The sequence below is a fragment of the Cytobacillus horneckiae genome (assembly GCF_002835735.1).
GTDB lineage: Bacteria > Bacillota > Bacilli > Bacillales > Cytobacillaceae > Cytobacillus > Cytobacillus horneckiae.
This window is the reverse complement of sequence record NZ_PISD01000046.1, coordinates 1-13,866: the sequence shown is the minus strand read 5'-3', so window position 1 is coordinate 13,866 and position 13,866 is coordinate 1. Positions and strand designations below refer to the sequence as shown.

The 13,866-nt window shown below is 38.5% G+C and carries 13 protein-coding genes, 1 other RNA gene and 1 riboswitch; of the genes, 11 read left to right on the top strand and 3 right to left on the bottom strand.

Features of this window, described 5'->3' with window-relative positions; all coding sequences use genetic code 11:
- The first annotated feature begins 154 nt into the window (after positions 1–154).
- From CWS20_RS19115 to CWS20_RS19080, 9 genes are all read left to right on the top strand, one after another.
- Positions 155–619: a spore coat protein gene (locus CWS20_RS19115; protein WP_066200461.1), complete on the top strand. Its 465-nt coding sequence runs from the start codon at positions 155–157 to the stop codon at positions 617–619.
- Positions 620–787: 168 nt separating this feature from the next.
- Positions 788–1,351, top strand: a complete 564-nt coding sequence (locus CWS20_RS19110) for an SLOG family protein (RefSeq protein WP_066200458.1) — start codon at positions 788–790, stop codon at positions 1,349–1,351.
- Positions 1,352–1,438: 87 nt separating this feature from the next.
- Entirely contained in the window at positions 1,439–1,747 is a 309-nt protein-coding gene (gene gpsB / locus CWS20_RS19105; RefSeq protein ID WP_066200456.1) for a cell division regulator GpsB, read from the top strand.
- A 72-nt stretch (positions 1,748–1,819) separates the two neighbouring features.
- Positions 1,820–2,206: RNase P RNA component class B (rnpB, locus tag CWS20_RS19100), an RNA gene on the top strand.
- Positions 2,207–2,298: 92 nt separating this feature from the next.
- Entirely contained in the window at positions 2,299–3,438 is a 1,140-nt protein-coding gene (locus CWS20_RS19095) for a THUMP domain-containing class I SAM-dependent RNA methyltransferase (RefSeq protein ID WP_066200453.1), read from the top strand.
- Positions 3,439–3,544: 106 nt separating this feature from the next.
- Entirely contained in the window at positions 3,545–3,712 is a 168-nt protein-coding gene (locus CWS20_RS28415) for a hypothetical protein (protein WP_162840986.1), read from the top strand.
- Positions 3,713–3,917: 205 nt separating this feature from the next.
- The gene (locus tag CWS20_RS19090; RefSeq protein ID WP_066200451.1) at positions 3,918–5,840 is read left to right on the top strand and encodes an ATP-dependent DNA helicase; all 1,923 of its coding nucleotides are present in this window, start codon (positions 3,918–3,920) and stop codon (positions 5,838–5,840) included.
- 159 nt (positions 5,841–5,999) lie between these two features.
- Complete coding sequence (locus tag CWS20_RS19085; RefSeq protein ID WP_434061725.1) at positions 6,000–7,517, top strand: carboxypeptidase M32; 1,518 nt, start codon at positions 6,000–6,002, stop codon at positions 7,515–7,517.
- Between the two features lie 42 nt (positions 7,518–7,559).
- Complete coding sequence (locus CWS20_RS19080) at positions 7,560–8,465, top strand: DMT family transporter (RefSeq protein ID WP_066200448.1); 906 nt, start codon at positions 7,560–7,562, stop codon at positions 8,463–8,465.
- Positions 8,466–8,643: 178 nt separating this feature from the next.
- On the opposite strand, the gene CWS20_RS19075 is transcribed toward CWS20_RS19080, so the two are convergent.
- From CWS20_RS19075 to CWS20_RS19065, 3 genes are read right to left on the bottom strand one after another with little or no spacing between them, the layout of a single operon-like run.
- Positions 8,644–10,296 carry a b(o/a)3-type cytochrome-c oxidase subunit 1 gene (locus tag CWS20_RS19075; RefSeq protein WP_066200445.1) on the bottom strand — a complete coding sequence of 551 codons (1,653 nt, stop codon included), beginning with the start codon at positions 10,294–10,296 and terminating at the stop codon, positions 8,644–8,646.
- Positions 10,293–10,772, bottom strand: a complete 480-nt coding sequence (locus tag CWS20_RS19070; RefSeq protein WP_066200443.1) for a cytochrome c oxidase subunit II — start codon at positions 10,770–10,772, stop codon at positions 10,293–10,295. The genes CWS20_RS19075 and CWS20_RS19070 overlap by 4 nt, the downstream gene beginning before the upstream one ends.
- A gap of 18 nt (positions 10,773–10,790) precedes the next feature.
- Positions 10,791–10,937 (bottom strand): cytochrome c oxidase subunit 2A, encoded by a 147-nt coding sequence (locus CWS20_RS19065; protein ID WP_101226366.1) that lies wholly within the window; start codon positions 10,935–10,937, stop codon positions 10,791–10,793.
- Positions 10,938–11,346: 409 nt separating this feature from the next.
- Positions 11,347–11,448, top strand: a riboswitch (purine riboswitch).
- Between the two features lie 131 nt (positions 11,449–11,579).
- Between CWS20_RS19065 and CWS20_RS19060 the strand changes: the two genes are divergently transcribed.
- Together CWS20_RS19060 and CWS20_RS19055 are read left to right on the top strand one after the other, a co-directional pair.
- Positions 11,580–12,176, top strand: a complete 597-nt coding sequence (locus CWS20_RS19060) for a xanthine phosphoribosyltransferase (protein WP_066200440.1) — start codon at positions 11,580–11,582, stop codon at positions 12,174–12,176.
- Positions 12,173–13,477 (top strand): nucleobase:cation symporter-2 family protein, encoded by a 1,305-nt coding sequence (locus CWS20_RS19055; protein WP_066200437.1) that lies wholly within the window; start codon positions 12,173–12,175, stop codon positions 13,475–13,477. Before CWS20_RS19060 ends, CWS20_RS19055 begins: the two co-directional genes overlap by 4 nt.
- Positions 13,478–13,866: the final 389 nt, after the last annotated feature.

Sequence of the window (13,866 nt, the reverse complement as noted above, 5' to 3'; positions counted from 1 at the left end):
GTTTTAATGACAACAATGAAGGATAGCTTTTACAGCTTTCTCTAATATAGATTAAAAATTGGGTCGCAATATAGGTATTTTCCTTAGTACAAGAATCCCTGTTTTACCATAGGTTATTAATGTGAATTATAACTTAGAGAAAGGGGATCTTAATATGCGTCATTGCGGACCAAAAACACATGTATGCCCACCGATCGTACATCCAACAAAATGTAATGTCCAACATACTTGTGAAAATGTAATTGTGCCACATATTCATCCTAGCCATACAACTACTGTGAATCATGTTAACTACAAGCATCAACACCATTTTCCGCACACTCAGTCTTTTGCTAACGAGGTGACTAACCAGCAATTTGTAGCAGGAGCAGGACAAGGCCCAGGATTTGGAGGTCCAGGATTCGGAGGTCCAGGATTTGGAGGTCCAGGATTCGGAGGTCCAGGATTTGGAGGTCCAGGATTTGGAGGTCCAGGATTCGGAGGCCCAGGGTTCGGAGGTCCGGGATTCGGAGGTCCAGGATTCGGTCCAGGAACAGGAGTTGCTGGAGCGGCTGATCCAGGACTTGGTGGCCAGGGTTATGGCCCTAAAGGCTTCGGTAGACCAGGATTTGGAAGATAATTATATAAATAAGTAATACATTTAAAGGCGACTGACATTTCTGTGCATCGAATGTCAAGTCGCTTTTTTACGATGAAAACAAGATTTTGAAATCATTTCGATTAAAATGGATCATATGTTAAAATAGATGTATCTTTCGATTTTAAGTTTATAAGGAGTCAATAATCATTGGCACAAATTGCTGTTGTATCAGGTTATAAACCATTTGAGCTAGGTGTATTTAAACAGGATGAACCAGCGCTCACCTATATAAAAAAAGCGATAAAAAAAGAGCTGATTATCCTACTTGAAGAAGGTTTAGAATGGGTGATAATAAGCGGGCAGCTAGGCGTCGAACTTTGGGCGGCAGAAGTAGTTTTGGAGCTGCAAATAGAAGGATATGAGCATTTGCAGTTAGGTGTGATAACACCTTTTTTACATCAAGAAGAAAATTGGAAGGATAATAATAAAGAGCTGTACGAATCCATAATTGCTCAAGCAGATTTTGTTGATTCTGTATCGAGGAAGCCATATGAAAGTCCTAATCAATTTCGGATGAAAAATCAGTTTCTAGTGGCAAAGAGTGATACGCTTCTCATGCTCTATGATACAGAAAAAGAAGGAACACCTAAATATTTATATGAAGTAGCAAAAAACCACATGGAAAACCATGACTATAATATTCGCCAAATTACCTTTTATGATTTGCAAATGATTGTTGAAGAAGAACAAATGAGAGAAAATGGATTTTAATGCAGTAAATGAATACATTAAAATTGACAAATCAGCAGTTATTTGAAAGAATAAAGAGTAGTATTGGCGATACTTGAGGTGAGTGTTATGCTATCGGATAAAATTAAACTAACGGCTAAAGATATCTTGGAAAAAGAGTTTAAAACTGCAATGCGCGGTTATAGGCCGGAAGATGTTGACAAATTTTTAGACTTGATTATTAAAGATTATGAAACCTTACATGCAGAAATTGAAGAGCTTCAACAAGAAAACATGAAGCTAAAAAAACAGCTGGAGAATTCTTCAAATCGTCCAGCAGCTCCTCAGCAGCAGCCTGCTGGGACAACGAATTTTGATATTTTAAAGCGTCTTTCCAACTTGGAGAAGCATGTTTTTGGAAGTAAATTATACGATTAATTCCTTAATTACTAAAAAAAAACATTGCTATTCGTTTTGAAATTACATATAATATTCGTTGTATCATTAATAGCGTTCGGGTAATCGCTGCAATAGTTCACTATTGTAGAGGAAAGTCCATGCTCACACAGGCTGAGATGCCTGTAGTGTTCGTGCCTAGCGAAGTCATAAGCTAGGGCAGCTTGCTTAAGCGCAGGCTGACGGCAGGGAAAATACCTAAGTCAATTGATATGGTATGAATACCTATAAAAGTGCCACAGTGACGGAGCCTATTCAGAAATGAATAGGGTGGAACGAGGTAAACCCCGCGAGTGAGAAACCCAAATAATGGTAGGGGCACTTTCCCTGAGGAAATGAACAGAAGGGAAGGACAGACTGCGGTCTGTAGATAGATGATTGCCACTTCGTACGAGACTTATCGTCGTTCGCAGTACGTAGTACAAAACATGGCTTACAGAACGATATTAGTGTAATAAAATTTAAGAATTTAGGCTCTCCTAATAGGAGAGCTTTTCTTATATATAACGCATAATCATGAAAAGGGTGAAACGATGTCAAAATATAATATCATTGCCACTTCTGCAATGGGGTTAGAAGCGCTTGTAGCAAAGGAAGTAAGAGCGCTCGGCTATGAGTGCCAAGTGGAAAATGGAAGAATTTCCTTTCAAGGTGATGAAAAGGCAATCGCGCGCAGCAATATGTGGCTAAGAACGGCTGACCGCATTAAAGTAAAAGTAGGCGAGTTTAAAGCAACAACGTTTGACGAATTATTTGAAAAAACAAAGGCGCTCCCATGGGAGAATTATTTACCAGAGGAAGCGGAATTTCCTGTTTCGGGAAAATCGGTGAAGTCTAAATTGTTCAGTGTGTCTGACTGTCAAGGTATTGTTAAAAAAGCAATTGTCGAGCGGATGAGAACTCATTATAAAAAAACGGGCTGGTTTGATGAAAATGGTCCTCTTTTTAAAATTGAAGTCGCCTTACTAAAAGATATTGCTACAATTACAATTGATGCCAGCGGCAGTGGGTTACATAAACGAGGATACAGAACTGGCCAAGGAGAAGCGCCGTTGAAAGAAACCCTTGCAGCTTCTCTCATTATGCTTACGAATTGGACACCGGACAAACCATTTGTTGATCCGTTTTGCGGATCAGGGACGATTCCAATTGAAGCAGCTTTAATTGGCCAAAATATTGCACCAGGATTTAATCGCGAATTTGTATCAGAACAGTGGGGCTGGATTTCTGATCAAATTTGGGAGGATGTCCGTATGGAAGCGGAGGACTTGGCAAACTATGATCAGCCGCTGGACATAGAGGGTGCTGATATTGATCACCGCATGGTGAAAATAGCAGAGGAAAATGCGTTTGAAGCAGGTCTTGGTGACCTAGTAAACTTTAAGCAAATGCAAGTAAGAGATTTTACAACGACAAAAGAATATGGCGTCATTATTGGCAACCCTCCATATGGTGAACGACTTGGAGATAAACCGGCAGTTCAGCAAATGTATAAAGAAATGGGTGCGGCTTTTTCTACCTTGGACACATGGTCGATCTATATGCTTACATCTGATGAACAGTTTGAGACCTTCTTCGGCAAACCAGCTACAAAGAAGCGCAAGCTCTTCAACGGATTTATAAAGACTGATTACTATCAATATTGGGGAAAACGCCCACCGCGTTCAAAATAACATCGTTCATACTATTATTTGATAAGGAATATTTTATCTTGCAGGTATATTTTATCTAGCGGTGAATAGAATAGATATATCGAAAAGTAGTATGGAGGTTGTGACAATGAAGGATGCATATATAGATTTCAATAAAATCATGCAAGCAATTAACGGAACAATAGAAGCTGTTCAAGGGGAGCAAAACCCGCCAGCAGAGGTGCTAAACCAACTAAAAGCAGCCCAGCAAGACATACAACAAGCATTGTCATTTTCATTATCACGAACAAACTAAAACGAACGTGCAAACGAAAAATGCAATCAAAGCCCAAGTCGAAACCACTCAACCAGGTTTCGACTTTTTACCTTTGTCGAAATTTGTAGGTGACAGGTACCCACGAAACCGTACCTTCTTCTTGACAGTTCTTGTATTTACGATAAAATGAGTCAGTGTTGTTTATTAATAATAGAAAAATGAAATGTTTTGACGGAGGGGTCTAATGCAAAACCGTATGCCATTTGCAATATCAAAAACTGAATCTTTTTATGAAAAATTAAGCGAGTGGATCGGGGATGTATTTTACGATATATTACCTGAAGCTGGCTTTGAAATCCGTGATGAGCAAATATTTATGGCCTTTCAACTTGAAAAGGCATTTAAAGAAAAGAAAGTCATCTTTGCGGAGGCTGGTGTAGGGACAGGGAAAACAATCGTCTACCTTTTATATGCATTATGCTATGCGCGCTACCGTCATCAACCTGCAATCATTGCATGTGCTGATGAAACTCTAATCGAGCAGCTAGTAAAAAAAGAAGGCGATATTGCTAAGCTAGAAAAAGCACTTGGTTTAACTATAGATGTAAGGCTTGCAAAATCACGTGAGCAATACCTTTGCTTAAATAAATTGGATCGTGTCATTTCAAACCCAAATTCTGAAGAGGATTTTCATGATGTTCACGACTTGCTTCCCGACTTTGTGGAATCCGGTTCCTCCATGCAAAAATTTGCTCCATATGGTGACAGAAAAGACTATCCAGAGTTAACAGATGATAAATGGAACCAGGTTGCATGGGACTCATTGCAAGATTGCTTTACTTGCGAAAAGCGCCATCGCTGCGGACAAACGCTGCACCGTGATCATTATCGCAACTCAAAGGATATTATTATCTGCTCCCACGATTTTTATATGGAGCATATTTGGACAAAGGAATCCCGTAAACGAGAAGGGCAATTGCCGCTCCTGCCAGAAGCATCTTGTGTCGTTTTTGACGAAGGCCATTTATTGGAATATGCCTCTCAAAAAGCGCTAACCTATCGTTTTTCAGAGCAAATTCTTGAATCGCTATTAACAAGACTGATGGCAAATGACGTCCGTGAGAAGACGCTAAACATCATTGAAGATGCGATTTATCAGAACGAACAATTTTTCCACGCCCTTTCGCTGGCAGCGGAAAGTGACTCGATTTCTGATAAAAAAAGCATCAAAAAAACAGAGAATCTATTAAAAGAAGGCCGCAAACTGCATTTATTAATCAATCAGCTTGAAGAAGAGCTCGTTTTTGAAAGCGAAATGTATGTCATTAATGAATATGACTTAAAAGTAGTCGAGGAATATCTTGAGCAAATCTCTTACTCTTTATCGTTGTTCCTAAAAGATTTAAAAGGGATAATATGGTTTGAGGATCATCAAGGCGAGAGAACGCTTGTCATCATGCCTAGAATGGTCGAAGATATTATGAAGGAAGAAGTATTCTCCCAACAAATTCCTTTTGTGTTTTCTTCAGCTACGCTCTCAGAGAACAAGTCCTTTGATTATATGGCGAGCAGTTTGGGTGTAGAGAATCATCTTTCCTTCACAGTCGAGTCGCCGTTTGATTATGAAGAGAATATGCAAATTCACACACCTGTTTTTGGAGATGATCATCTAAATGGAAAAATGGAGTATACGCTTGAAAAAATAAAAAAATCAGCTGGCAGGGCGCTTGTTCTTTTCAATACGAAGGAAGATCTGCGATTGTTTAAGGAATTTAGCAAGGCTAAAGTTAAATGGCCTATTTATTTTGAGGGTGAAGCAGAAATAAGTACACTCGTATCACATTTTCAAAATGAGGAGCAATCCATCCTTTGCTCGGTCAATCTTTGGGAAGGGCTCGATATTCCTGGGCGTTCATTAGAAAATGTCATCATTTTCTCATTGCCATACCCGCCAAACGATCCTGTATTTACTGCGAAACGAGAAGGTGCGCAAGATTCATTTAATGAAGTGGACATGCCTTATATGCTGCTCCGTCTTCGCCAAGGAATAGGGCGTTTAATTAGAACGCATGAGGACAAAGGCGAGATTCATTTACTATTAAATGAATCAACTTCTGGGAAGGTTACAGAAAAGGTACTATCTATATTGCCTGTAACAGTGAAATAATTAAAAAAAAGAACTTGCATACAAATGCAAGTTCTTTCTTAAAGTATCAGAGAATATCAATAATGAGCGAATCTTCAATTAGTCATCCAATCATTCACTTTTTTCCGGTAGTATATGTTAAAATAGGTAGCAAACAAAAAGTAAGGGGGAAGATGGAAGTTGACGACAATAAATCAAGTAGAAGAAGGTTTTTTAAGCTTTATACAAAAAATGGTCGCTTATAATGGAGCGCTTTCAGTTATGTATTGGGATCTCAGGACAGGTGCTCCTAAGCAGGGAGTAGAGCAAAGATCAAATGTGATCGGGATATTGTCCGGAGATGTGTTTGAAATGTCAACTAGTGCGGAAATGGCAAATTATTTGTCAAAGCTCTCAACAGATGAAGCGAAGCAATCACTATCTTCAGTGACGAACAAGCTAGTTGAAGAGTGCCAAAAGGAATATGACCGCAATAAGAAAATTCCGGCTGAGGAATATAAGGAATATGTGGTGATACAAGCCCAAGCAGAAAGTGTTTGGGAAGAAGCGCGAGAGAAAGCTGATTTTGCAATGTTTAAACCATACTTAGAAAAATTAGTAGATTTCAATAAGAAATTTATTGATTATTGGGGCTATAAAGAAAATAAATATGACACGCTATTACATATGTATGAACCAGGGATGACGGTTAAAATCCTTGATGATGTTTTTGGAAGGCTGCGCAGTGAAATCGTTCCGCTCGTGAAAAGTATTTCTGAAGCTGGTAATCAGCCGGAAACTGATTTTCTTTATGCGCATTTTCCAAAAGATAAGCAAAAAGCATTTACAATTGAGATATTAAAGCAAATGGGATATAACTTTGATGCAGGTCGACTTGATGATACGGTTCACCCGTTCGCAATCGGGCTAAATCCAGGAGATGTAAGAATAACAACACGCTATGATGAGAAGGATTTCCGCATGGCTGTTTTTGGTACGATTCATGAAGGCGGACACGCGATTTATGAACAGAATATTTCTAAAGAATTGGTTGGGACTCCTTTATGTGACGGAACTTCTATGGGCATTCACGAATCGCAATCATTATTTTATGAAAATTTTGTTAGCAGAAATGCCTCATTTTGGAAAAAGAACCTTGAGTTATTGAAAAAATATTCATCTGGACAATTTGATGATGTGTCAGTAGATGATTACTATCGTGCCATAAATGAATCTAAGTCTTCCCTTATAAGAATCGAAGCGGATGAACTGACTTATCCTCTTCATATTATGATTCGTTATGAAATCGAAAAGGGATTATTTAATGATGAAATCCAAGTTGAGGAGCTTCCTCAAATATGGAATCAAAAATACGAAGAATATTTAGGTATTAAGCCGGACAATGATGGAGTCGGTGTGCTGCAGGATGTCCATTGGGCGGGAGGCAGTTTTGGCTATTTCCCTTCCTACGCTTTAGGCTATATGTATGCTGCTCAATTGAAGAATGCAATGATGAAGGAACTTCCTCAATTTGATCAATTGCTGGAAGAGGGAAGCTTGCAGCCAATTCAAGAATGGCTTACAGCGAATGTTCATCAATTTGGGAAGATGAAAGAACCGCTTGAGATATTAGAGAAAGCTACTGGTGAAGGGTTGAATGTGCAATACTTAATCGATTATTTACAAGAAAAATATTCAAAAATTTACCAATTGAGCTAATAAAGAGAAGAGTAAGTGAATCTCTTCTGATGGAGCAGGACTATGATGAAACTACTACCATATTTGATGATTGCTGCCGGAGCTAGTCTCTGGGGCATCATCGGCTTTTTTGTAAAGGCATTAGAAAGTGCCGGTTTCAGCTCAATGGAAATTGTCGCAATTAGGGCATTATTCGCTTCGTTCTTTTTAATTCTTATTGGACTTGTTCGCTACCGTGAACAAATAAAATTAAAAAGTGCAATGGATATTCGCTACTTTATTGGTACAGGGATATTCAGCATTGTCTTTTTTAATTATTGTTATTTTACAACAATGAGTGAAATTAATATTTCCATGGCTGTGATCTTTCTTTATACAGCACCGGCGTTTGTTACCATCCTTTCTTATTTTTTCCTAAAAGAGAGCATGAATTTGAAAAAAATCATGGCAGTTATATTAACGATTAGCGGATGTGTACTGATTGCAGGCCTCGCGTTAGGAGATAGCAATCTCACTTTCACTGGGATATTAACTGGCCTAGGCTCGGGATTAGGCTATGCGCTTTATACAATTTTCAGCAAGTTTGCTCTTGCAAAGTATACTCCGTTTGCAATTACCTTTTACACTTTTCTCGTCGCTGCTATATGCTTAATACCAGTTACGAAATTATGGGAAAAAGCAGATTTATTATTGCAGCCTGATGTTATGCTGTTTGGTGTCAGCCTCGGTCTTATCCCAACGGTACTTGCCTATATTCTCTATACTTGGGGACTGGAAAAAACAGAAGGAAGCAAGGCGGCAGTCATCGCAACGGTTGAGCCGATTGTTGCCACAATGATGGGCGTTTTCCTATATAACGAGTCTTTAGCATTCATTCAAATCATCGGAGCCATCTTGATAATCAGCTCTGTTATTATTGTAAATTTGCCAGGGAAAAAGAATCGAAAAACAACGGTGAAAACTATGTAAATAAGTAACAGACTATGTAAGACATAGCCTGTTATGGTTAGTTGGATTTGAGAGGTGTCCGCTTGACTTCCTGCGGGAGAGAAGCGAAACAGTCGAGACTCGCCAGCATAAATCCTTTGCTCTCACTTTTTATTAGGACAGTCAAACAGGCTATGTAACAACATAGCCTGTTTGACTTTTACCATAGTTTATATCCTTTCGATCCTGGAGGGGCATTTTGAATAAGATCAATAAATGGTATCGTGTATGCGAATAAAATGAGAGCAACAGTAATGCCAATCCATATTTTCCAATTTTCAAATACTTTAGGTGTTTTCTCTGCTTCATGCCCAGCTTCTCCAACAGGGAAATCCTGCTCTCCTTTTGGCGAGAAAAAGGCTAAGTTAATGAAAATATAAAGCATCAAAATAATAGATAAGAATAAAATGGAGCCGCCAATTCCTTGTGCTACTTGGTATGGAATCCAATCTGCAGCCACGCTTGAGCCGCCGTATTCAGAAAAGGAGGATCTTCGCGGAGCTCCAAGCAGACCAGCCGCATGCATGGCTCCTGACATAATGGTCATTCCTACAAACCAGAGAACCCCTTGCGTAATCGCCAAATTATTCATTTCTTTTGTTAATATTCTGCCCGTCAAATGAGGCACAAGCCAGTAACTTATTCCAAAAAACGTTAACAAAACTGTTGTTGCCACGGTTAAATGAAAATGACCTGTTACCCAGATTGTATTATGAACGACCTGATTCATTTGGTTTGATGCATTAATAATCCCTCCGGCACCACCAGGGATAAAAGCGACCATTCCAATAAATGGAACTACAAAACGGGCATCTTTCCACGGCAGTTTTTTCAACCAGCCAAATAACCCTTTAGCTCCTTGCGAGCGACCATAGCCCTCAAAAGTAGCAAATAACGAAAAAGCGGTCATTAAAGAGGGAATGATAACAATAAATGTAAGGACTACTTGAAGGAATTTCCAAGTTGCGTCAATACCTGGCTCCATTAGCTGATGGTGAAAGCCAACTGGAATGGAGAATAGCAAGAATAGTATAAATGAAAACCTTGCCAATGAATCAGAGAAGATCTTAGCGCCGATAATCTTAGGAATAATGACATACCATGCCATGTAAGCAGGCAATAACCAAAAATAAACGAGCGGATGGCCAAAATACCAAAATAATGTTCTGCTTACACCAACATTTATCGTTTCAACTAAACCAAGTGACCACGGCAAGAGCTGCAATAAAACTGTTGCTGCCACACCGATTGTAGCGACAATCCACATAATTGAATTGACCACGGCCATAAACGTTAATAATGGGCTGACTGCTTTATTATTTTCTTTTCGCCATTGTCTATATTTTAAAAGAATAACAGCACTTCCGAACCAACTGCCGACAATAACAAAGGCTAGGCCCAGATAGAAGACAGCGTGCGCTTGCAGTGGTGCATAAAAGGTATACAATACGGAAGCTTCATTTAGAAGAATCATTATAGCAGCCATGGCTGTTCCGATTGTCATAATAATAAAGCCAGTCCATCCTAATTTTCTTTGGACCGCTGTTAACGTACCAGACGTTCTGCTTACCGCCGCAATTTGGAAGCCCATAATAAAATAGGTGGTTAAAACTAATGCTAGCACAACACCGTGCAATGTAAGCAGCTGATAGTATCCGATTCCCGCAGGTAATTCAAATAGACCTGATCGAACTAAAACTTGCAATAATCCAGCCATTCCTCCGATAGCCAGAGAGATAAAAGCAACATAGAAATGTGCCATAACTAGCTTTGCATCGCGCTGATCTACTTTTAATCGTGAAGCAGTTTTCATGATTCAATCACCTCAATTTTCGAAGTCATTAAATGATGGCCGGCTCCACAATATTCGTTACATAAAACGAGAAACTCACCCGCTTGGTTAAGGGTAGCAATATATTCACTAACATAACCTGGTTCAAGCATCATATTGATATTTGACCCGGGGATTTGAAACCCATGTATGACATCTTTTGTTGTAGCAATGATCTTCACTGTTGAACCAAGTGGGATTTGGACTTCATTCGGTTGGTAGCTAAATGCTGAGGCTACAAATACAAGTTCATAATCCCAATCTTTCCCTTCTACTTTTTTTAGTCCAGGTTCATCGAAAGGTTCCGTTTCATCTACTTTTTCCGGGTCAATTAATTCTGACCAGCTTGAAGCATGATGACCATGGTGAAAGGCGCTTACACCTAGGACAGATAAGAAAACAAGCAATGAAGCGACACCGAAAATTAACCATAATTTTTCAAACTTATGCATATGCATGATTCTATGCCTCCTTTACTAAAAGCGATAATTAAATAGAATAAATACGCCGAACCAAGTAATAATGATGAATAAGCCAACAATCAATACAGAAACAAATGCTCCTTTAAATGAAGGCTCCTCTTCACCTTTTTTTTGTTTCTTGACTGTTTCAGGTTGTGCCATATGACTCACTCCTTTTGAGAAAAAAAGTTAATGAATACATTTTCATCATACAAGAGAAATAGGTCATTTCTAGTGTTTCTCCACTATTTCACAAACTGTTCATTCGTTGTATAATTACGGTGCGAATAGTGTAAAATTGCTATATCAATGCTAACAGCAACATTTATTTGATTATAAAATTGAAAGCTTTGTGAATTTAGCCTACAGGGTAAAAAGACAGAGACATGAATTCGCAATTCCTTTTGGCTCTGCATTTATTCATTCGTCAAGAGAAGAAAGTACTGAATGCAATTTGCAATACTATGAATATTTTTATAATACACGAATGATTTATTTGTTAATTATAATAATGTTCGTTTTTCTAACATTATCCTATTGAAATCCGTCACTATGATGATATAATGATAGTAATTTAATAAACCGATTCATTCATATAATCGCAGGGATATGGCCTGCAAGTTTCTACCGGATTACCTTAAATGATCTGACTATGAGTGAGCAATGGATGGGATTTTTGCTTTAAGAAAATCTTTTATTTCCACACCTATATAAATAAACCTAAAGGTCATTGCATCACTTGTATTTTTTTAGTGAATGGGATGAATTTTAGGTTTTTTTGTATTTAAGTTTAGGAGGAGTATTATGGAGCTGCTAATTAAGAAGATTAAAAATGAAGGGAAAGTCCTTTCTGAATCAGTATTAAAGGTCGATTCTTTTTTAAATCATCAGGTGGATCCTGAGCTAATGTTTGAGATTGGGAAGGAATTCGCAGCTCGTTTTAAAGATGATGGGGTAACTAAAATCCTGACCTTGGAATCATCTGGAATTGCTCCAGCTGTTATGGCTGGATTGCAAATGAATGTTCAAGTTGTTTTCGCTAGAAAAAGAAAATCACTTACTCTAGTAAATGATTTATTAACAGCAAATGTCTATTCTTTTACGAAACAAGAATCTAATGAAATCTCTGTTTCTCAAAAGTTTTTAAAAGAGGATGACCGCATTCTTATTATTGATGATTTTCTTGCAAACGGCCAAGCGGCTTTAGGGCTTGCCCAAATTGTAAAACAGGCAAACGCTACGATTGCTGGCATGGGAATTGTGATTGAAAAAGGCTTCCAAGATGGAGGCAGCCATTTGCGGGAAAATGGATATAAAGTCGAATCTTTAGCAATTGTTGATTCTCTTGCAGACGGAAAAGTGACGTTCAGACAAGATAAAGTGGAGGAAACAGCCCAATGAATCAAAATCCGTTGAAATTAGCTTCCCTAGGTATCCAGCATGTTTTGGCAATGTATGCAGGTGCAGTAATCGTTCCGCTTATTGTAGGCGGAGCACTTGGTTTGACAGTAGAGCAATTAACTTATTTAGTCTCAATTGATATTATGATGTGCGGAATCGCAACATTGCTGCAAGTATGGAAAAATAAATTCTTCGGAATTGGTTTGCCAGTTGTTCTTGGCTGTACATTTACTGCGGTTGGTCCAATGATCACAATAGGCGGTAATTATGGAATTACATCTATTTACGGGGCAATCCTTGTTTCTGGCGTTTTTGTTATGCTTGTTGCGACATTCTTCGGTAAATTAGTTAAGTTTTTCCCGCCAGTCGTTACCGGCTCAGTCGTTACGATTATTGGACTAACACTTATTCCTGTTGCGATGAACAATATGGCAGGGGGGCAAGGCAGCCCGGATTTCGGTTCGACTGAAAATGTATTGCTTTCATTTGGGACGCTGCTTATCATCCTTGTTCTTTATAAATTTTCTAAAGGGTTTATGCGTGCAATCTCGATTTTAATTGGGATTGTTGTCGGAACAATTGCTGCTTTTATGCTGGGGAAAGTAGATTTTTCAGCGGTTGGCGAGGCATCGTTTTTCCATATGCCGCAGCCATTCTACTTCGGTATGCCAACTTTTGATATTATACCGATTTTAACGATGATTTTAGTTGCAATGGTCAGCCTTGTCGAATCAACAGGCGTTTATTTTGCACTAGGCGATATTACTGATAAAAAGATTAAAGACAAGGATTTGGAAAGAGGTTATCGTGCAGAAGGTTTAGCGATATTCTTCGGCGGGATTTTTAATGCATTTCCATATACTACTTTTTCACAAAATGTTGGACTCATTCAGCTTTCAGGCGTTAAATCGAAAAATGTCATTTATGTTGCCGGTGCCTTTCTAGTCATTCTTGGACTTGTTCCAAAAATCGGCGCGTTAACAACAGTGATTCCTGAGGCTGTTCTTGGAGGCGCAATGCTTGCTATGTTTGGTATGGTTGTTGCTTCTGGTATTAAGATGCTCAGCAAAGTGGATTTTAACTCTCAAGAAAATCTATTGATTATTGCTTGTTCAGTAGGTCTAGGCCTCGGAGTCACGTTTGTACCAGATTTATTTGCGAACCTGCCTGAAAACATTCGCATTATTACAGAAAGCGGTATTGTGGTAGGGAGCTTAACAGCAATCATCTTAAATATTGTATTTAATATGTTTAAAAGACACCAAGCGGTTCATGTAATTGAGGAGTCAAAGGCTTCGTAATTAAGATGCTGAGAGTAAGTAATGCCTAACATATATTTTATTTAAAAAACGTTAATATGTCGTCTCTATATTCTTATCCTTGTGGTGAGATTATTGGAGGTGGCATTTTTTTGTAGAAAAAACAGAAACAAAGTCATGAATTAAAATTGGAATTCTGTTCAAAATGAAAAGAAAGCGCCGCATTCCTATCAAAAAAATGGGAACCGAATTCAAGATGAAAAGAAAGCGTCGGATTCTCATCAAGAAAATCTGAACCCGTGAAAAGAAGAAAGAAAGCACAGGATTCTTATTATGAAAATTGACTATGAGCCAGTGATGAAACATCACTGGCCATTTTTTGTGGTTTCGTAAACCCCTGGCTATGCCGTGGGTTCTAAAGAGCTTCAAGC

Coding starts and splice junctions, on each gene's coding strand:
- CWS20_RS19115 (WP_066200461.1), top strand. CDS start 155: ATGCGTCATTGCGGACCAAAAACACATGTATGCCCACCGATCGTACAT.
- gpsB (WP_066200456.1), top strand. CDS start 1,439: ATGCTATCGGATAAAATTAAACTAACGGCTAAAGATATCTTGGAAAAA.
- CWS20_RS19095 (WP_066200453.1), top strand. CDS start 2,299: ATGTCAAAATATAATATCATTGCCACTTCTGCAATGGGGTTAGAAGCG.
- CWS20_RS28415 (WP_162840986.1), top strand. CDS start 3,545: ATGAAGGATGCATATATAGATTTCAATAAAATCATGCAAGCAATTAAC.
- CWS20_RS19090 (WP_066200451.1), top strand. CDS start 3,918: ATGCAAAACCGTATGCCATTTGCAATATCAAAAACTGAATCTTTTTAT.
- CWS20_RS19080 (WP_066200448.1), top strand. CDS start 7,560: ATGATGAAACTACTACCATATTTGATGATTGCTGCCGGAGCTAGTCTC.
- CWS20_RS19075 (WP_066200445.1), bottom strand. CDS start 10,296: ATGAAAACTGCTTCACGATTAAAAGTAGATCAGCGCGATGCAAAGCTA.
- CWS20_RS19070 (WP_066200443.1), bottom strand. CDS start 10,772: ATGCATATGCATAAGTTTGAAAAATTATGGTTAATTTTCGGTGTCGCT.
- CWS20_RS19065 (WP_101226366.1), bottom strand. CDS start 10,937: ATGGCACAACCTGAAACAGTCAAGAAACAAAAAAAAGGTGAAGAGGAG.
- CWS20_RS19060 (WP_066200440.1), top strand. CDS start 11,580: ATGGAGCTGCTAATTAAGAAGATTAAAAATGAAGGGAAAGTCCTTTCT.
- CWS20_RS19055 (WP_066200437.1), top strand. CDS start 12,173: ATGAATCAAAATCCGTTGAAATTAGCTTCCCTAGGTATCCAGCATGTT.